The organism is Hymenobacter tenuis, from assembly GCF_054780495.1.
Genome location: NZ_BAAGWF010000004.1, coordinates 552,991 through 570,036, shown reverse-complemented (window position 1 = coordinate 570,036; position 17,046 = coordinate 552,991). Strand labels below are relative to the sequence as shown.

Genomic DNA, 17,046 nt, shown 5'->3' with positions numbered 1-17,046 from the left:
AGCTAGCAGCCATGCCCCGGTAGCTAGAATAGGAAGTCAAACCCAACAAAAACCAGCTTTTCTTCTCCTACCGAGTACGTAGCATTAATAACGGCCTGCTTCAGTACATCAACCCAGATGCCACCGCCCACGGCCGTGTGCAGAGCCTTTATGCCGGTATCCGTATCGCGGGAGGTAAACACGCGGGCAGCATCAGCCAGACCCAGTATGCCGAACTTGCCGGGCACTAGGTAGGCATTGAAGCTGAACAGCTGCACCCGCACTTCTCCGTTGGCATACACCGAGCTCCGACCTGCAAAGCGGGTGCGGCGGTAGCCGCGCAGGTTGGTGGTGCCACCTAGGGTATTAGCCTGGTAGAAGCGGTAGTCGCCGAGGTTGCGGTTGGCGCCAATGCGGCCAGCCCAGGTTAGCTGGAACGGGAAGTTAGGCGACAGATAGAAGCGGGCTTCCGTGGCTAGTCGGCCATAGTTAAGCCGCTCGCCGTTAAGCTGGTAGTTATACTCCGCCGAGTTGTAGATACGCAAGCCGATGCGGGGGTTTTTCGGCGAGGAGCTGGCATCGAGGCTCATATACGCCTTGGCGCCTAGGTAGCGGTTCACACCAAAGTCAGAGGCCCGAATACCGGCCGCGGCCGTACCTTCCTGCCCATTACTGTTGGCATCGAGCCCGTTGGCAATTTCCAGCCCGAGCTGGTCGCGCTCAATATGAAACTGGTCGTACTGCGGCCCAAAGCCCAACTTCAGGAAACTGAACACATCCTGCTCCAACATCGGGGCCACGCTCAGGCGCGAGAACCGGATGCGGTAGGTATCGTTGATGTCGCGGGCGCGGGTATCCTGGTCGTCGGCCAGCACGTTGCGCGTATCGTTGCCCAACCCGAAAAAGTTGTAGAGCAGCTGCGGGCCATACAACTGAGCATTCACGCGCAAATCGAGCTTGCCGAACGTATCGACAAAGTGCCCGAGGTAGCGTACGTTGTAAGCGCTCTGGGAAGGCGAGTAGTTCGCCGCCAGGCTTTGCTCGGTAGCATATGGTGCCTTCCGGAAGCCATACGTACGATATACTACCCCCCCTCCGAGGAACAACCGGTCGTCGATGTTGTAGCCGAAGTAAGCCGTGGGCCCGAAGTAGTTGAGCGTGTAGTCTTTGCGGTCGGTGCGGTTGTGGACGTCGTACTGGCTGACATCAATACCGGGCTCCAAACGCAAACGAGCGTCTTTCCCTGCAATAATTACGTTGCCGGTATCCGCGTCATAGACATGCAGGCGGTGGCCCAAGCCCGCCACATTTGAGCGGTCCACAATGGAGTCGCGGTCGGTGCCACCAATGATGCGCACCATCGGTCCACGCTTCACGTCGCCTTTCAGCTCGTATTGGTCCTCGCCTTCAAATCCGTACAGGCGCAGCTCTTTCGTCACCTTATTATCAAAGGTGCGGTCGAACAGGATTTTGGTTAGCTGCCCTTCCTTGTTGATCTTCTGCACCGTCACGTGCGTCTGATCACTAGGCAGGCGCTCCACCACAAACCGCTCCCGCTTCTTGGAGCCCTTCACCTCGGTTACTTCGCTCAGCAAGCCATAATAGTCGGCGGCTACCTGAGGCAGCAAATCGCGGCGACTCTTGAGCTTGGCAATAATCTCAGGGCCGTGCAACTCAAAAATCTGCTTGGGCCACCGCTCACGCAGGGTTTGCTCAATGAGCTCATCCGTAAGGGCTGCCTTCATTTCCTCGGCCTGCTTTACCCAGTCTTCCTTCGTGACAGAAGCCAGGTAAACCCGGTCGTTGCTGAGGGCAGTTAGGTTCAGGCCTTTCCAGTCGGCGTAATCGGGCCCGAAGTTCTGGAAGTTGCGGATAGCCCACTTACGCGAGGCCAGGTACGGGAAGATGCCATCGCCTTTAAAGAAGGCTATGTCGCGGTCTTCGGGTACGGCCGTGAATTTGCGGTCACCGTCTTTATCCTTTTTCTCGGCCCAGCGCCACTGGTCTTCGTGCCGGTCCCAGTCGCCAATCCACATATCGAAGAGGCGCGAACGGGCAAAGGCTTTCTCGTTGACGCGGTTATCGTTGTCGTCGGTGATGCGCTCAAACACCTTGTCGGTGCCTACTAAGTTCTTAGCATTTCCCAGGGAGGCCACGTCGCTTTGATCGTCTTTGGCGTCTTCCTCAATAGCGCCGGGCGTATTGCCGAAGCGCTCGAGGTACTGGCCCAGCAACGGGTCCTGCGGAATATAGCGCAGCTCGGGGTTGGTGTGCAGAATGCCAGCAGCATCAGCCAGAGGTGGCAGTGCAATAGAGGCAAATGGGTGCTGCGCCGAAATCTGGTCTTGTAGAATATCGGCGGCCGCGCCTTCACGCAGGGCTTCCGGCAGTACCGCCGAGGGGTCTTTGTTCAGGCTCCGAACGGTAAAGTTGCGGCCTTCCTCGTTGCGCACTTTCAGCGAGGCCGTTTGCTTGCCACCACCAATTTTGTATGGCGTCAGGCCGCCTTTTTCGGTAGCCAGGTCTAGCACCGGAAAGGTAACAGGAGTAGCCCACTCGTGGCGGTAGTGCTCGCCAAACAGGAATTTATGGAACTTGCTCCGGTTAGCGTACCTAGTATTTACAGGTGTGGTTACGGTGCTATCGGCAAAGTTGGGGCGGTTGCCGGTAGGCTGCACCACTACTTCCTCGGCGCTGGCCTGCTGAGCATACAGCGGTAACCGGAATACGAGGCGGCCAGTCTGGCCTTTGCCCTCGGGCACGTAGAATTCCGTCCAGACTTCCCCGTTGTCATAGTAGTTGACGCGGGCAAACCCTTTTTCCTTATCCGAGAACCAAGCGTCGCCACCGCTGCCGGGCTTTACGTGCTGGGTTTTGCAGCCCGAGCCACTGACAATGTGGTTGAGGTTACCCTCTTTGAAAAACTGCAGGTTGTGCTCGTGCCCGGCCGCGTAAATGATATTGGGGTATTTGTTAAACACCTCCATCAGGCCCTTCTTATAGGCTTGGTACAGCGGGTGGGGCAAGTCCTGGGTTACTCCGCCGTATTTGCGCGCAAAGGGGTAAATAGAGCCAATGACCGGCAGCGGCACAAAGGCGTATTTGTACACAATGGAAAGCGGGAAGAAATGGTCACCAAGCGTGAAGTAGCCTCCGTGAATACCATCGGAGAACAAAGGGTGGTGGGCAACCACCATAATGTTCTTGCCTTCATTGCGCTGGATGATATCCTCTACCTGCACAAAGAAATCCGTCTCGTTGGCAATGCCGCAGCCGCTGTTGGCGCCGTACGGCCGCTCGCCGTTGGTTTGCAGAAACCACTGGGAGTTGATGGCAATAAGTACTAGGTCATCCTGGAGGCGAATCTCAACCGGACCGGGGCAGGCATCGCGGGGCAGGAAAAAGTCGCCGGTGTAGGGGAAAGCGGCGGAGTCGCTCTGCAGGTAGTTTTCCACGAAAAACTGCTCCCGGTTCACCTGTTCCACTGAGCCCTGCAGGCCCTGCTTCCAGTCGTGGTTGCCCGGAATCATGTATTTCTCGCCCTGGTAGTCGCGCAGTACTTTCAGTTGGTCAACGATGCGCTGCTCCGAGGCTTTGCGGTCGTAGGCGCCTTCTTCCGGCATGCCATACTCGTAGATATTGTCGCCCAGGTACACCGTCGTGCTTTTAGAGCCGGCGGCCAGAATCTGTTTGCGCAGGTAGTTCAGGGAAGGCTCGCCACCTTCCGCCTCCGGGGCGGGCTTGCCCACATCGCCAATCAGAAATACACTATAGCGAATGCGGGAGCTATCGGGCGGCGTCTTGGACTCCCAGTTCAGGCCGGCCTTGCGGTAGTTAGGCCGCGTAGGGTGAGAGGCTTGCTCTTTCTGCTGGGCCTGCGCCACGGGCACAACAGCACCAGCCAAAGCCAGCAGTAAGCAACAGGACAGGAAATGTCTGCTCATAAAAGAAGGTAGCAAAAAACAGGGAATCCCTGAAACGGCACTTGTTAAGGGGGGAGAGTGTTCAGGAAATACGTAAACTTACCTGCAACGGCTACCCCTTACAACCGGAGTATAGCGCTGTGCGCTGCCCTACGCAATTCAACTGGCTACGGTTGGGTTGCGGCTGCCCAAAACCTGTGGCCGCAATTCGCGTTGTAAGCCGAACAGCCTAGCTGTCGTTTTTTGTTTTCCACATCTCCTGATGGAACCCATTATTACTCAGAAACCGGCTAAGGCCGAAATTGTCAAGAACGCAAAGGCTTATGTGATGGCGCTGCTGGAAGAAAAGCTTCCGGCCCAGCTCGTGTATCACTCCCCGAAGCACACTGCCGTAGTGGTGAAGGAAGCGCGTGCCCTTGGCGAAGCGGCTGGCCTCAGCGAGGCCGACCAGGAAGCATTAGTGCTGGCCGCTTGGTTTCATGATGTAGGCTACACAGAAGTATATGATGGCCATGAGTTCCGGAGCGCTGAAATGGCCGGCGAGTGGCTTACCCAACAAGGCTACCCTCCTGAGCGCACTGAACTGGTGCAGAACCTGATCCGGGCCACTCACCGCGACGCGACCCGCGAAACAGAGCTGGAGCAGTTGCTAGTGGATGCCGACATGAGCGGCATGGGCCGCGACGATTTCTTCTCGAATGCCGAGCTGCTGCGTGCTGAGTGGGAAGCCACCTTTGGCAAAACCTACTCGAACCCCGAGTGGGCCGATAACCAGCTAGCCTTCCTGATTGGCGGCAAGTACTACACCAAGGTGGCCAAAGAGCGCTACCAGGAGCAGTTCAAAGACAATATAAAGGAGCAGCGAAAACTGCTGAAGAAGTCCGAGAAAAAGAAAAAGAAGAAAGAGGAAGAAGAGCAGGGTACCTTCGCGGAACCCAAGCGCGGCATCGAAACCATGTTCCGGACGATGTACAGCAACCACATGAAGCTCTCGGACATGGCCGATAAAAAGGCCAACATGATGATCAGCCTCAATGCCGTGCTCATGTCCTTGATTATCACATATTTCGGCGCTAAGCTGGGCAGCAAGTCGGCAGCCCTGAGTAACGTGGGCCTCATCCGAAACCCAGTTATTACGGTGCCCATGGGTATTCTGCTGGCTACGGCCCTGGGGTCGGTTATCACGGCCATTCTGTGTGCACAGCCCGATGTAACAAGCTTTAAATGGCTGAAGCGCAGCCCCCAAATTGCCACCAACCGCCGCGTAAACCTGCTGTTCTTTGGCAACTTCAGCAAGCTCAGCCTCGATGACTTCCAGCATGGCATGACGGAGATTATGGGCCAGAAAGAGGCACTGTATACCAACATGGTGACGGACATTTACTACCTCGGCGACGTGCTGACCAAAAAGTATCGCTTGCTGCGCCTGAGCTACACCATTTTCATGGTAGGCCTGATCCTGACGGCGCTTTCGTTCGGTATTGCTTTGCTTTACAAGGTGTAACTCAACCCATTTACGTTCTTAAAGCGGTCGACCCCAAAACGGGACCTAGCATCATACTAGGTCCCGTTTTAGGGTCAACCGCTTTTAGCGTTTTGGAGGCCTAGTAGCCAGGAAGGTTATGCGACACTTGGTGCCTGCTTTTCAACCAGCGCCGCGAATTGGTGAAGGGAGCTGCCCAGAAAGCGGTGGAGGCGGCGTAGCTGGCCAAACCGCACCAACCGATTAGAGCTGGCAATGTGGCCGTAACGGAGTTCAATGGTAATAAAGCACGTACTGGTGTCCACTACCTCGAGGCAGTAGAACAGCAGCGTATTCGGGAAAAGACGGAAATGAGAAATCTTTTCCACGTATTCCAAACGGCCGTCTTCTTCCACGTATTGCACCGCCTGAAAGTCAATCTGGCCCCGGTATACATCTGCTTTGTAGCTAGTGCCCAGGCGCCCGGCCTTGGTTACATCGTAGTGCACAGCCGAAACGCCTTCCATCCAGAGGGGGCGGAGCCGAAAGTTACTGATGACCCGCAGTGCGTATGCCGCCGATACGCGCACCGCCCGTCGCACTTTCAGGGCGCAGCTCTGCGTGGTATCGTCGGCTACTTCCGGGGTGCTCACCAGCAGCCGCAACGGCGACAGATGAGCATAGTGATAAGGCACTTCGCCCAGATATTCGTAGTAGGTGGCGCCGGGCTGCAGGCGCGTCCAGGAGAAGGCGCGGGTTAGGACAGCGGGGTGCTGAGTAGCCGTATAGCCTTCGGAAAGCAGTAGGTATTCTGAGCCGGTAATGTTGTTTTTGAGCAGCCGATGCACCACAATTACGTCGCGGCCCATGAGCTTGGTGTGCTCCCGAATGCGCGCCACGCTTACCCGGCCGTAGTGCACCACTATTTTGAGGGTGAGGGCCAACTCCTGCAATGCTTCGGCCAGTTCCGAGCCCGTATCGCGCTCCACCAGGCGTAGGTAGTTCTGAAAGTCAAGGTAAATGCGGCGGCACTGGCGCACCAGGTCGGCAATGGGCGGCGGCGGCCCCAGGCGGTAAAACAGCACGGCATCGCCCTGAATCTCGTTTACCTGCAAATCCAGCATATTGGCCTCAATCAGGATTTCCAGCAAATCGGCCACCAGAAACGGCGCCTGCGGACTGCCTGACTCCTCAATAAAGCGCGTGAAGCCGCTGATATCGGGAATGAGTAACAGGGCCGGCACTTGCTTATCGGCCTCCTGCAAGGCCCTTCCGCCGGCTGTGCGCCGGTCAGCGCGCAAGTCATCCAGTAAGCCCATGCTAAGAGAAGAAGAGGGTGAAGGTTTGTGCTACGAAATGGCCTAGCGCCCTGCGGCCTATACGCCTTGCTGGCCGCACGGGGTTTGGGCAGCCCGCGCTTTCGGCGTAGCTTTGTACTAGCGTACTACCCCGGCTGCGTAGTTCAACGGATAGAATAGGCGTTTCCTAAACGCTTGATATGGGTTCGATTCCCGTCGCGGCTACAAGTAACTTATTTTTAGCAGTAGTACCAAGCCGCCAGCCCCTGTATATACGGGCTGGCGGCTTTGTTTTGGCCCTTTCTGCTCAGTGGAGCAGGGGTTAGGGTTGGGGTTAGGAAAGGAGGGTGAGGTTAGTTGGACTGGTTTACTTTTTTTTCTCCCGGCGAAAGAACAACTTGCGGAATACTAACGGCGTTAGTATTGCTATTATAGTTCGCACTAGTTCTCTCTCTATGCCGCCTATTCCTCAGCCCCGTATGCAGCCTCCCCTGTTGTGGCGCGTCAACAACCAGGCCGACCCTGTAACGGGGAAAGCTCCTATTTATATGCGCATCAAGGTTGGTCCCCAACGAAGGGAAGTTGCCACGGGCGTAGAAGCTACCGAAGCGGAGTGGGATGTGCGGGCCAAACAGCTCAAAGCGATTGTGAAGGGGTGCGGCCCGGAGCTGGCGGAAGCTAGGCGGGCGGCGGCGCAGGATGCCAACGCGGTGCTGCTGGCGAAAGTCAAGGGAGCGAACGATGCCTGGGCTTACCTAAAAGAGCAGGGCGGCTACGTTACGGCGGATCACATCAAGCGGCGTGTTGCCGCGTCCGGGACCTCTCCCCTTACGTTACTGGCGTTAGCGGATGCCTTCTATGAAAACGAGAGTCGCCCCGGCGCGGGCGTAGCTGACAACACGCTAAAGGGCCTGCGCTCCCGGCGTCGGATACTAGAAGAGTATCTACGCCTCACCTGTCAGGCTACCCTACTCGCTGCCGCTGTGGACTTGCCTTGGGTGCGCAAGTTTGAGCGCTGGTGTGTCGATCACCGGGGCTATACGGGTTCCACCGCCCGCAAGCATATCAACACGCTCCAGCGCATCATCAGCTTCGGAGCCCATGAAGGCAAGCTCTCCACGAACGAAATAGCTGACTACCATTTCCAGACGCCGGTTATCCGGCAAGACCCCGCGTACTTACCCGAAGCCGAGCTGCAGCTACTCGCCAAGACCGAGTTCACGCGTTCCGGTCTGAGCCGGGTGGCGGATGCGTGGCTGTTCTGCGCCTACACGGGGCTGGCGTACGTGGACTACATGGCCTTCGACCCCGCCCAACACCTACACACCGACGCCAGCGGCATCCGCTGGATTCGTATGACCCGGCAAAAGTCCAAGGTCAAGTTCTCCATGCTGCTACTGGAAGAGGCGGCCGCTATCTTGGATCGGTATAAGCGCGAAGGTGGGCTGCCTAAGTTCTCTAACCAGCACTTTAACGATGAACTGAAGATCGTGAGCCAGGTGTGCTACCTGAGCCTGCCCTTAACTGTCGGACTTGCCCGGCATACGTTCTCGCAGCGGATTCGAGACATGGGATTCTCGGATGAAGTAACGGCCTCCATGGCCGGCCACGACCCCAAAACCATGAACCTGCACTACTCCCGTATTCGGGAGGCGCGGATAGCTGGGGAATACGAGAAGCTGAAAGGCAGGCTGCCCACGGCGGCCCCTGCTACCTTAGCCGAGCAACTACTACAGGCCATGCAAGACCCTGCGCAAGCCCAGCTACTGCGTCAACTTATCCTGAGTCAAAACAACGAAGCCGCATGATCCGCTCCCCACGCCTCCGTCTTTCCCGATTCCGTCACCGCTGGCGCTGCGGCCCGGCTGCGGCGGGTATGTTCAGCTAGAAACGACACCGCCCCGACCGCTGCGAGAGGGGCCGGGGCGGGTGGCGGGGTGAAGTGGTGGTTTAGTTGCCTGTAGCCTTGTCGAAGGTCACGTACACCTCGTCGCCAGTAGCATAGCCAGCAAAGGCCTGCTCATTGCTAACACCTAAGAAGATGGTGCCAGCCGGGGTAGCATTCCAGTACTTCTTATTCTCATGGTTGGGGTCGTCACTATACACGGGTGCCATGCCTATTTGCGTGTACCCGTTTTCGTTTGTTTCGATGGTGGTTACTTGGAATTTAGCTTTTACAGTCATGAGTTGATTGGTTAAGTAGGGTTATTAAATCTTCGTCTGAAAGAGAGTTGATGTAGCTGCGGTAGGCTTGCGCACGTAGGCTGTTGGCATACTCGGCGGCGATCTCATTAGCCCGCGCCAACACCGCTTTATTCTGGAAGTGACCTTTTAATACGCGGCTTACTGCCTGTCTGCTAAGGCCTAGTTCAGCAGCTATTTTCGACTGTGCTCCAACGGGTAGGCTTTTTTCGCACATAAGGATTAGAGTTGCGGGCTTAAGCTCTGAATATGTTGGGGTATTTGCCGCCGATAGCGGTGCACTAGATTCCACAGGTGCTTCCGCTGCAAGTCGGTGAGGTCAGACGTGTGATAGTGGGAGCGCACGGCCATGTCATGGGCGAACCGTTTGTCCCACCCACCCGGCAAAAACTTGCATTCGGCCAAGCTACGGGCGGCTAGTTGTTCGGCTGGTGTCATGTATAAATATACGTTGCCAATCCGTATTTAACTATCAGATTATCAACAATTTATCCACATTTTACCACGCCAACCACACCACTACCCCCACCAACACCAACCCCCGAATACCGGCACTTAGTAGTTCCGGGTGGGCAGGCCAGAGGCGGCGCAAGAGCCTATCCGTCAAGGCGGTTTTGCCGACCTCAAACGGTGGACGCAGGGCGGCGGTATTCAGCACCACATCAAACAGGAGTATCCGACTGGCAACACTACTGGTGAGGTGTTCCGCCCATAGTTCCGGACGGTAGTACACGAAGACTACCAGCGGAAGAAAGTACACCGCCCCGCCGACGATGTGCAGGGCAAAGGCTTGGCGCTTGGCTTCCGCACCGGGCGGGGTTCGGCGGATAGCGGGCATGAGCGCCCCCTGCATGTAGGCAATGAGAGCGCAGAAGACCGGCCAAAAGAGCAGCTCCATTACCGAACCGCTACCGTGCAATCATACCCCTCTACATCCCGGTATACCAGCACTGAGTCAGATACGACATCCGAGGCTTTGGCGGCCTGGTGTTCCCAGCTAGAGACCTGAGAGGCACGGGAGCAGGAAGCGGCGGCGGTGGCTAGGAGCAGCAGGCCGATCATGGTTGCCTTGTTATCCGTCATGCGCCCACCGATGTAGACGATAACGAAGATGAGGGCCGTAATCAGAGGCCACCAGATATTACTCAGGTCGTCGTGCTGGGTGTAGTCCCGATACGTGAAGTACAGGCCGAGCACGGTGAAGAACGCGAAGGCAGCCAGGGTGTACTTGGTGCCGTTGGAGAGCTTTTTCATAGGAGTAAGGGGATTAGGTTAATGGACGTACTTTGGATTTCCAACCTGTTATCTCGAAGTGTGGCAGGTCTTTAAAGGAGTGGAAGTTGCCGCCCCACGTAATGCCGTGGTGTTTCAGCACGAAGGGCGCGAAGCGGTGGAAGTGGGCCTCGCTCCAGTCCATCACCCCATCGGCCTTGGCAAAGCCGATATCGAAGGCCATTGCGGGCAGGTAGTTATGGGGGCTCTGGCCTCCTTTGGCATTGGTCACCTTGCGAGAGGCTTCCACCGGGCCGAGCAGGTACAGGCCTTGGGCTTGCCGCAGGGCGTTGATGGCTTCCCGGCTCAGTCTACCCTGCGCATAGAAGGCATTCTGCACCGCTGGGGAGCGGTACGTGAAGGTCAGCATGGGCTTGGGCAGCTTCGGGTGCGCCTTGATGTACTCGGCTTTGGCTTCCGTGTAGGCCGCAAAAAGCAGGGAGTGGAGTTGGTTGATGTCAGCCATAGTCTATGCGAACCAGAAGGGTAAGAGTGTCTTGCGGAATATCCATGTCAGGACCAGTGCCCCGCCCAAGAAGAAAGGCCACCACGGCAGGCCGTTTCTCTCTTGGGTGGCGCTGTTGCCTTCCCCGGCCTGCGCTACCCCTTCCGTGGCCGTGGCGACCTTCGCGCCACTGTCGGCATTAATCACCGGGGCTTTGGACTTGTAGGCGGCTACGACCTCCGTAGCAGCGGGCGCATACACGGCTCCTTTGCCCAGCTTGCGGGGAACGGTGGCGGCTACATCCTTGCGGGCCTGACGCCGGGCCGTGCCTTCGGGGGTGCTGAAGATGCGGCCCACGCCGGATAGGATGCCGGGTTTTTCTGCATGCGCAGTAGCATGCGCAACAGCATGCGCTTTACTATCCTGTACAACGTCAGGCTTTTGAGCTGTTAACTCTGGCACGCCCGGAGCGGGTTTCTCGGGTAGGCGGGAGCCACGGCAGGAGCTGACGAGCCACAGGAGTAGGAAGAGGCGTAGAAAGTTCTTCATAGCTATTCAGGGGTTAGCGTGGTAGTGGTCGTAGTGGTGGCTCCTACTGGCGTGGCCGGTGCTTGGCCCGTTAGTTCTGCCGTGGCTACCTGCGCTTCGGCTAGAATCTTGGAGCGCGTTACAAAGGCATCAATGCCGAAGCCAGCGGCCAGAAACAGCAGGGTGCTATCAAATACCGCGTCAGGCAGCCAGCGCCCGGTTAGCCAGCCAATCGGGTAGCTTGCCATTATGGCGGCGGAAAGACCAAACAGGGTGAGCAGCTTGCCATCGGGGTTGCCCTTGGCATCGCAGAGGGAGCGCTTAAAGAACTCGGTTGGATTCATAGGGAGTTGGTTTCGTCAGGCGAGGGAACATTGTAGCGCACGACACCCAGGCAGACTAGCGGCGCGTGCCAGCTGGTAGATTCATTCGGCCCAATCCAGAAGACTTCACCGGGCTTGTAGGCGTGGCCGTTGCATTCAATCAGGCCCTCCATGAGCACGAGCAGACGGCTTTCATCCATGCGCGAACCGGAATAGGCGCTTCCTTCTTCCACGGCAAAGGCCGTCATGTACAAGCCAGGAGCGCCGCTCGGGTCGGGAATGTGAAAGACCTGCACCCCCGGGCGGCCGGGTAAGGGCTGCCAAGCGGAAGACAGCGGCACCACGTAGTCCTGCCCATCGTCTCCGTGCAGGCACAGGGTCGCCTCCAGACGGGAGCCGATGCCTTCCAGCTTAGCGGCTGTGGCCCGCAGGGAGCGGCGGTATTCAGGTTCGGGCAGATGTTCCATTGCGGTAGAGTTCACGGATTTCCTTTTTGACTTCCTTGAGTTCTTCGTGCAGGTCCTTGAGCTGCTCCTTGTAGCTCTCGAACTCCTTGCCGTGCCAGTTCACCCGCTCCATGATGGTAGTGAGCGAGTCGGCCATATCCGCCAGCCGGTTCAGCGTCGCAGCCACGGCGGCGAAGTCCTGCTCGATCTTGAGTTTATCGGTCAGGCGGATTTCATCGGCCGACTTCTTGCGCTCAGCAAAGGCTCCTTTCAGGTCGGATAACTGCCCGGCAAACAGAATTTTGAGTTCTCCTACTTCCTTCACGAGCCCATCGAACTCGATCTTGCCCACGGGCTTATCCTTCCAGATCAGCTTGTACACAAGGAGCCCTAACGCCCCGCCGAACACGATATTCAGCAGCCACGAGAGGCTGGTAAAGGCATCATTGCCCGCGTGGGCAGTGACATTACTGGCCGCTTGTGTGGCAGCTTTGGTTAGTTCGGCGGTCTGTAGTAGCACGGGGTAGATAGCGGGTCATCGGTGGCAGGCGTGGGCTGCAAGAGGTGAGGCAGGGAGAGGTCAGGAGAGCAGGCCCACCGGGATGCCAGCCTCTTCCGCGTCGAAGCGCCAGAAGTCGTACATGGCCAGCTCGGCGGCACGGGTAATAAAGGAGTCGGGGAAGTGCAGCTGCTGGGCCGGGTCTACCCCGAAGCCCTGGTCGGCGCGGAAGCCCGAAGGGTTCCTTACCCCAAGCAAGTTCGCCGCGCAGGTGTTGTCCCGAAAGTAGGCGAGGTCCCTACTGAGGTAGTTCCAGACGTTGATGCCCTCGATGTGCAACCCGTTGGGGCTCACCCCGTCCGGCAGCAGGCCCGTGTTCACGTTCACGTTGCGCTCAAACCGGTTGAGGTAGCCGCCCGCCCCATTGAAGCCCCCGAACGTGGAGCCGACCGCGTAGTTGTCGGTGATATCGACGTAGTGCGGATCGTTCACCCCCGTGGCATCGCTCTGCGTGTCGTTGTCGAGGGTAATACTAGAGCCCGTTTTGTTGGTGGCCGTGGGGTGCAGGTAGAGGCCGAGCTGGAGATTATACTGCACCCGCAGGCGCCGGGCCAGCTGCCCGCTGGTGCCGTGGATATTTATCCCGTCCTGTTGGGTGCACAGGCCCACCGTGTTCTCAATGAGGTTGAAGCGGATATCCGCCTTGATTTCGCCGCACTGCAGCAGTTGGTAGCCGTTGGCCCTGAGCTGATCGGTGTTGCCGTTCTGGTCGAGCTTTTGCACGTTCCAGAGGTAGTTGCCTTGTAGGGTGAGCAGGTTATCCCGGTCCGTGTAGCGGTCCACGAGAAAGCCGATAATGGTTTCCCCGTAGTTGTTGCGGATGGTGATAGTGCCCTTGCAGGTACTCATTATATCCAGGCACTTGCCGGGGTAGCCGCTCTTGCCCGCAGGAGTCTGGTAGCCGTAGAACCCGCAGTTCTCCACCACGAGCGTAGCCGACTTGGGCAGGTTCTCAATCCGGAGCAGGCAGGACGGTGACCAGCCCGTGAGGTTGATGCCGCGAATCAGCACCAAAGAGCACCCCGCGCAATTCACCACGAGGGCGGGCTGCCCGCTGTTGCGGTTGTCGAAGTTGCGGCCCTCCACCACGAGCACCCCGCTCCCACTTAGTTGCGCGGGCCCTTCCCAGCTCAAGGGCCGGGGCCGCCGGTAGAGGGGAGCGTAGCGCTTCGGCGGGGCGCCCATGTAGTAGGCCAGCGTGCCCTTGGGTCCCGCGGGCGGCGTAGGCGGCACGTCCGGGGGCTTGGGGGTCAGCGCGCCCAGCGTCACGCGCCGGCCCTTCAGGTAGGCGGGAGAATAGGGCATGGCTAGGGGCGCTTAGAGCGACGGGGTGGTTCGGAGTGAAGGATGATGTACACGGTTAGGGCCAGGACCGCCACGAATAGCAGCAGGCCCGTAGCGAAGGGTCGCGCCGCCTCCGGAATCGGGCAGTGCATCAGCCGGGCAGGGTGAACTTGCCCATGGCCACGGCGTTCAGGATGTGCCAGCGCCACATATCGGCAATGCTCTGCTCGGGAATGCGCTCCGAGTATTTGTCGAAGTAGACGCCCTGTAGCTCCACTAATCGTTCCCCTTCGACCAACTCCTGCCAGTACGCATCCGGGTGAATGCCTTTGATGGCCAGGATTTCCCCGGTTTCGGCATCGACCAGCGTGTTGTTATCGGCTACCAGGTACTCTTCCCGCCCTTCCCCGAACACAGTGGCGGGCAGTTCCGGGCCAATACCACCGGCAATGTCGGCGTGCAGGGTCACGTAGAGGGTAATTTTGGCCCACGCCTCGCCGGTCTGCCGGTTTTTGTGGTAGTGGAAGTCCGTGAGCTGCCCCATCTGCTTGACCTGGGTATCACCGATGGTCAGGTCAGAGAGGGGGTATTGAATAAAGGTCGGGTCAAAGGTTTGCAGGGCCATCGCGGGGAAGGGTTAGAGGGTAAGACCGTTTTGCTGGGCAATCTGATCGCGCAGGGCCAGCATTTCCGTGGGCGTAAAAGCCCGGGTGTAGACCATAAAGAGGCGCTGGTGCACCTTGCCCGCCCCCAGGTTGACGCCAGAAAAGTTGTAGATGCCGGTGATGCCGGGGCTTTGCACTGTGCCGGGGGTGCCGTTGGCGTTGGTCTTATAGAACTTGCTGTTGCCGTTCGCCATCGAGGCAATGCTTAGCTCCCAGAGGTAGGCCGTGTTGCCCATCGTGGCGTAGCCGGAATTAAAGTGCGTACCCAGGAAGGTGTTCATGTACATGAACGGGCCACCACCGCCGGAAAAGGCAATCACGTTTTTGTCCACGGTGCCAAAGTCAGCGGCCTTGCGCATGAGCGCCACCACGGTATAGGGCGGGTTGACCAGCGTGTTCGTGTTGGCCGCCAGCAGCCCCACCAGCGAGCCGCTGATGCCGGGGAAGCTGATGACTTCGCGCCCGTCCGTGTCGGTCAGGATGCTGGCCTCCTTGGTGGCGGCCGTGCTCAGGTGCCAGCCGTTGCCGCTGCGGTCAATCCAGTTGTTGACCTTGCCCGCGGCACTCTTGGCCACCTTAAAGCGGTTGTCGGTGTCGTAGTAGGCCAGAATATTAGCGTCGGGGTAAACGCCCATATCCTTGCCGTAAGGGGCCAGCACGCTGGCGTAGTAGTTGGCTCCGGGGGTATCTGCCATAACTGAATTAAACTTTACGAAGTACCACGTAGCCCGCCGTGCCGACTGCCGCCGTGCCGCCCACTACCACGGAGTCACCCAGGTAGAACTGCTCGCTGTTGATGTTGGGGGAGATGTAGGAACTGCCCGAGGCGGGTTGCCGCTTGTATTGCAGGTTGGTCACGTTGCTGGTGGTTTCCACATTGTAGATGCCCGTCTGGTCAATGAAGGCAATGGGGATGGACTGCTCCGAGCTCGTGCCGGCCGCGAAATAGAAGGTCAGACGGGTGTAGGTGGTGGCAAAGCTCTGCCAGTTGCCCGCGTTGAAACTGGCCCCGGAGGTGAAGGCGACCGGCGCAAAGTACATGGCCCCGCCTTGCAGCACGGCGTCGTTCTTGGCGTAGGCCGTGGAGGCCGCGAACGCGCCCCGGTAGCGGAAGCGGTCGTTCAGGGCGGTGTTCAGGTCGGTTTGCGCCGTGATGGGGCCCGTGATACTCCCCCAGGTCCCTCCCCCGCCGCCGCCCGTAACGGTAATATTGAGCTTGTTATTCGCGTCGTCGTATGCGACCGTAGCGCCCGTGTGGGTGCCTGCTACCAGCATAGCGGCCGCTGCATCCTGGGCCTGTTCGTCGGTATAGGAAGAGCCGCCGCCCGTAACCGTGGCGTTGATCTTGCCAGCCACGTCATCATAGGCAAACGAGATACCCGTGTGGGTGCCCGCTGTCAGGGCCGCCGCTGCCGCGTCCTGCGCATCTTCCCACGTAAAGGGGGGAATACCGATGACACTGAGCTTGATGCGGCCCGTGTCATCTAAGTAGGTGACATCAATGTACTGGTGGTTGGGGTGGTTCAGCGCGTTCCAGATAGCGTCCTGGGCTTGCTCGTCGGTGTAGGTGGTGCCGGTGCCCACCAGTCCCAGTCCGTCCTCGCGTAGCTTCCAGACATTGGTGCCATCATTCCAGACGGTGATTACTTCCGTCGTTCCGTCTTTGCGCAGGCGCGGCTGCTTGTCCACAAAGGCAGGGTCAAACGCGAAGTCGCTCTTGTTAAACGGCAGGCGGAAAGTGGTGTACGTTGATTCCGGCCCCTTGCGGGACGGGTTGCGGCTGATGTAAATGGTCGAGCCGATGGGCGTCGGAATGTTTACAAACCCGTAATCAAAGTCATCGAGCGTATTGTTGACGTTGATCGGGGTCCCTGCTTGCCCACCCACGCCAACGCCTAGATTGATGGCGCCGCGCTGGGTAATCAGGAACTTGCCCGCTGTAAAGTCAGCAGGCAGAGTGCTGTACTGGTAGGTGTAGCTGGTGTATTGTGTTACCCCAAGCAATCCATCAAAGCCCAGGAAGGCGGTTTGAGATGGGATCACTTGCCCGTTGGAGGTTACCCGTACAATAGAAGAAGTATCCCCCAGCGTTGCAAATGGGTTATCGGCACTAGGCAAACTAGCGCCTTGAATAGCTGCTACCTGGTCAGCGGTGAGAGTAGTGCCCCCGCCCGCTACCTCGTAATTAGCGGGGTCGTTTTCCGGCTCTACCAAGCTGTTTACCAGCGCGGTCTTGGCCCGCCAGAGCTTACCCGCCGACCAGCTCAGCTGTCCCGCCCGCTGGTGACCCTGCACCCAGGGTTCTACGGCCGTGCGTAGCGTGGGGCTTTGCTCATGCCAGTAAATACCGCCCGTGTTGGAGTTCTTCTCCAGGTCGTTGGCCGTGGGCAGGACGGTGCCCATTTCCTGGCTGTTGTCGTTCTGGCTGAACTTTGCCCGGAACAGCACCTCCCCTTCCCCCGGCAGGGTAATGCGGTAGGTCGCTCCCCCGTAGACACGGGTAGACGTGGTGACCAGTTCAAACCCCACGCCGAACTTGGGGCCCGCGAGGGCAGACGCTGCCGCGCTGACCTCTTCGTTGAGGTTGAAGAAGTTGTCGTCTACTTCGTCCGGGGTTAGGTCGCGGGGCAAGTTGCGCCGGTAGGTAATATCAGCCATTA

General features: G+C 58.3%; 17 protein-coding genes and 1 tRNA gene. 3 read left to right on the top strand and 15 right to left on the bottom strand.

Going from position 1 to position 17,046, the window contains the following annotated elements; translation table 11 throughout:
- Positions 1-23 precede the first annotated feature (23 nt).
- On the bottom strand, positions 24-3,923 hold the full coding sequence (locus ACYVGU_RS16035) for a metallophosphoesterase (protein ID WP_460622894.1): 3,900 nt from the start codon (positions 3,921-3,923) through the stop codon (positions 24-26).
- 241 nt (positions 3,924-4,164) lie between these two features.
- On the opposite strand from ACYVGU_RS16035, the gene ACYVGU_RS16030 reads away from it, so the two are divergent.
- Entirely contained in the window at positions 4,165-5,406 is a 1,242-nt protein-coding gene (locus ACYVGU_RS16030; RefSeq protein ID WP_460622893.1) for a Pycsar system effector family protein, read from the top strand.
- 116 nt (positions 5,407-5,522) lie between these two features.
- Here the strand turns inward: ACYVGU_RS16030 and ACYVGU_RS16025 are convergent, their stop codons facing one another.
- Entirely contained in the window at positions 5,523-6,683 is a 1,161-nt protein-coding gene (locus tag ACYVGU_RS16025; RefSeq protein ID WP_460622892.1) for a DUF2652 domain-containing protein, read from the bottom strand.
- A gap of 132 nt (positions 6,684-6,815) precedes the next feature.
- Here ACYVGU_RS16025 and ACYVGU_RS16020 point away from each other — a divergent pair.
- Both ACYVGU_RS16020 and ACYVGU_RS16015 read left to right on the top strand, forming a co-directional pair.
- Positions 6,816-6,887: transfer RNA gene (locus ACYVGU_RS16020), tRNA-Arg, on the top strand.
- 254 nt (positions 6,888-7,141) lie between these two features.
- Positions 7,142-8,470: a phage integrase SAM-like domain-containing protein gene (locus ACYVGU_RS16015; protein WP_460622891.1), complete on the top strand. Its 1,329-nt coding sequence runs from the start codon at positions 7,142-7,144 to the stop codon at positions 8,468-8,470.
- A 142-nt stretch (positions 8,471-8,612) separates the two neighbouring features.
- Here the strand turns inward: ACYVGU_RS16015 and ACYVGU_RS16010 are convergent, their stop codons facing one another.
- From ACYVGU_RS16010 to ACYVGU_RS15950, 13 genes are all read right to left on the bottom strand, one after another.
- On the bottom strand, positions 8,613-8,846 hold the full coding sequence (locus ACYVGU_RS16010) for a hypothetical protein (RefSeq protein ID WP_460622890.1): 234 nt from the start codon (positions 8,844-8,846) through the stop codon (positions 8,613-8,615).
- A 517-nt stretch (positions 8,847-9,363) separates the two neighbouring features.
- Positions 9,364-9,762 (bottom strand): hypothetical protein, encoded by a 399-nt coding sequence (locus ACYVGU_RS16005; RefSeq protein WP_460622889.1) that lies wholly within the window; start codon positions 9,760-9,762, stop codon positions 9,364-9,366.
- Positions 9,762-10,118, bottom strand: a complete 357-nt coding sequence (locus ACYVGU_RS16000; RefSeq protein WP_460622888.1) for a hypothetical protein — start codon at positions 10,116-10,118, stop codon at positions 9,762-9,764. The genes ACYVGU_RS16005 and ACYVGU_RS16000 overlap by 1 nt, the downstream gene beginning before the upstream one ends.
- A gap of 13 nt (positions 10,119-10,131) precedes the next feature.
- Positions 10,132-10,602 (bottom strand): M15 family metallopeptidase, encoded by a 471-nt coding sequence (locus ACYVGU_RS15995; RefSeq protein WP_460622887.1) that lies wholly within the window; start codon positions 10,600-10,602, stop codon positions 10,132-10,134.
- Positions 10,603-10,605: 3 nt separating this feature from the next.
- Entirely contained in the window at positions 10,606-11,130 is a 525-nt protein-coding gene (locus ACYVGU_RS15990; protein WP_460622886.1) for a hypothetical protein, read from the bottom strand.
- A gap of 2 nt (positions 11,131-11,132) precedes the next feature.
- Positions 11,133-11,453, bottom strand: coding sequence for a hypothetical protein (locus tag ACYVGU_RS15985; RefSeq protein WP_460622885.1), 321 nt, complete (start codon positions 11,451-11,453; stop codon positions 11,133-11,135).
- A complete protein-coding gene (locus ACYVGU_RS15980; protein WP_460622884.1) occupies positions 11,450-11,899 on the bottom strand; it encodes a hypothetical protein in 450 nt (149 codons plus the stop codon). The genes ACYVGU_RS15985 and ACYVGU_RS15980 overlap by 4 nt, the downstream gene beginning before the upstream one ends.
- Positions 11,877-12,398, bottom strand: coding sequence for a hypothetical protein (locus tag ACYVGU_RS15975; RefSeq protein ID WP_460622883.1), 522 nt, complete (start codon positions 12,396-12,398; stop codon positions 11,877-11,879). Before ACYVGU_RS15975 ends, ACYVGU_RS15980 begins: the two co-directional genes overlap by 23 nt.
- Positions 12,399-12,458: 60 nt before the next feature.
- Positions 12,459-13,742, bottom strand: coding sequence for a hypothetical protein (locus ACYVGU_RS15970; protein WP_460622882.1), 1,284 nt, complete (start codon positions 13,740-13,742; stop codon positions 12,459-12,461).
- A 2-nt stretch (positions 13,743-13,744) separates the two neighbouring features.
- Positions 13,745-13,873 carry a hypothetical protein gene (locus ACYVGU_RS15965; protein WP_460622881.1) on the bottom strand — a complete coding sequence of 43 codons (129 nt, stop codon included), beginning with the start codon at positions 13,871-13,873 and terminating at the stop codon, positions 13,745-13,747.
- The gene (locus ACYVGU_RS15960; RefSeq protein WP_460622880.1) at positions 13,873-14,346 is read right to left on the bottom strand and encodes a hypothetical protein; all 474 of its coding nucleotides are present in this window, start codon (positions 14,344-14,346) and stop codon (positions 13,873-13,875) included. Before ACYVGU_RS15960 ends, ACYVGU_RS15965 begins: the two co-directional genes overlap by 1 nt.
- A gap of 12 nt (positions 14,347-14,358) precedes the next feature.
- Positions 14,359-15,081, bottom strand: a complete 723-nt coding sequence (locus tag ACYVGU_RS15955; protein ID WP_460622879.1) for a hypothetical protein — start codon at positions 15,079-15,081, stop codon at positions 14,359-14,361.
- Between the two features lie 7 nt (positions 15,082-15,088).
- Entirely contained in the window at positions 15,089-17,044 is a 1,956-nt protein-coding gene (locus ACYVGU_RS15950) for a hypothetical protein (RefSeq protein WP_460622878.1), read from the bottom strand.
- Between the last annotated feature and the right edge of the window lie 2 nt (positions 17,045-17,046).

Excerpts from the sequence above, each read along its gene's own strand:
- ACYVGU_RS15950 (WP_460622878.1), bottom strand. The coding sequence starts at position 17,044 with ATGGCTGATATTACCTACCGGCGCAACTTGCCCCGCGACCTAACCCCG.
- ACYVGU_RS15985 (WP_460622885.1), bottom strand. The coding sequence starts at position 11,453 with ATGAATCCAACCGAGTTCTTTAAGCGCTCCCTCTGCGATGCCAAGGGC.
- ACYVGU_RS16025 (WP_460622892.1), bottom strand. The coding sequence starts at position 6,683 with ATGGGCTTACTGGATGACTTGCGCGCTGACCGGCGCACAGCCGGCGGA.
- ACYVGU_RS15965 (WP_460622881.1), bottom strand. The coding sequence starts at position 13,873 with ATGCACTGCCCGATTCCGGAGGCGGCGCGACCCTTCGCTACGGGCCTG.
- ACYVGU_RS16010 (WP_460622890.1), bottom strand. The coding sequence starts at position 8,846 with ATGACTGTAAAAGCTAAATTCCAAGTAACCACCATCGAAACAAACGAA.
- ACYVGU_RS16035 (WP_460622894.1), bottom strand. The coding sequence starts at position 3,923 with ATGAGCAGACATTTCCTGTCCTGTTGCTTACTGCTGGCTTTGGCTGGT.
- ACYVGU_RS15980 (WP_460622884.1), bottom strand. The coding sequence starts at position 11,899 with ATGGAACATCTGCCCGAACCTGAATACCGCCGCTCCCTGCGGGCCACA.
- ACYVGU_RS16000 (WP_460622888.1), bottom strand. The coding sequence starts at position 10,118 with ATGAAAAAGCTCTCCAACGGCACCAAGTACACCCTGGCTGCCTTCGCG.
- ACYVGU_RS15970 (WP_460622882.1), bottom strand. The coding sequence starts at position 13,742 with ATGCCCTATTCTCCCGCCTACCTGAAGGGCCGGCGCGTGACGCTGGGC.
- ACYVGU_RS16005 (WP_460622889.1), bottom strand. The coding sequence starts at position 9,762 with ATGGAGCTGCTCTTTTGGCCGGTCTTCTGCGCTCTCATTGCCTACATG.
- ACYVGU_RS15990 (WP_460622886.1), bottom strand. The coding sequence starts at position 11,130 with ATGAAGAACTTTCTACGCCTCTTCCTACTCCTGTGGCTCGTCAGCTCC.
- ACYVGU_RS16030 (WP_460622893.1), top strand. The coding sequence starts at position 4,165 with ATGGAACCCATTATTACTCAGAAACCGGCTAAGGCCGAAATTGTCAAG.
- ACYVGU_RS15960 (WP_460622880.1), bottom strand. The coding sequence starts at position 14,346 with ATGGCCCTGCAAACCTTTGACCCGACCTTTATTCAATACCCCCTCTCT.
- ACYVGU_RS15995 (WP_460622887.1), bottom strand. The coding sequence starts at position 10,602 with ATGGCTGACATCAACCAACTCCACTCCCTGCTTTTTGCGGCCTACACG.
- ACYVGU_RS15955 (WP_460622879.1), bottom strand. The coding sequence starts at position 15,081 with ATGGCAGATACCCCCGGAGCCAACTACTACGCCAGCGTGCTGGCCCCT.
- ACYVGU_RS16015 (WP_460622891.1), top strand. The coding sequence starts at position 7,142 with ATGCAGCCTCCCCTGTTGTGGCGCGTCAACAACCAGGCCGACCCTGTA.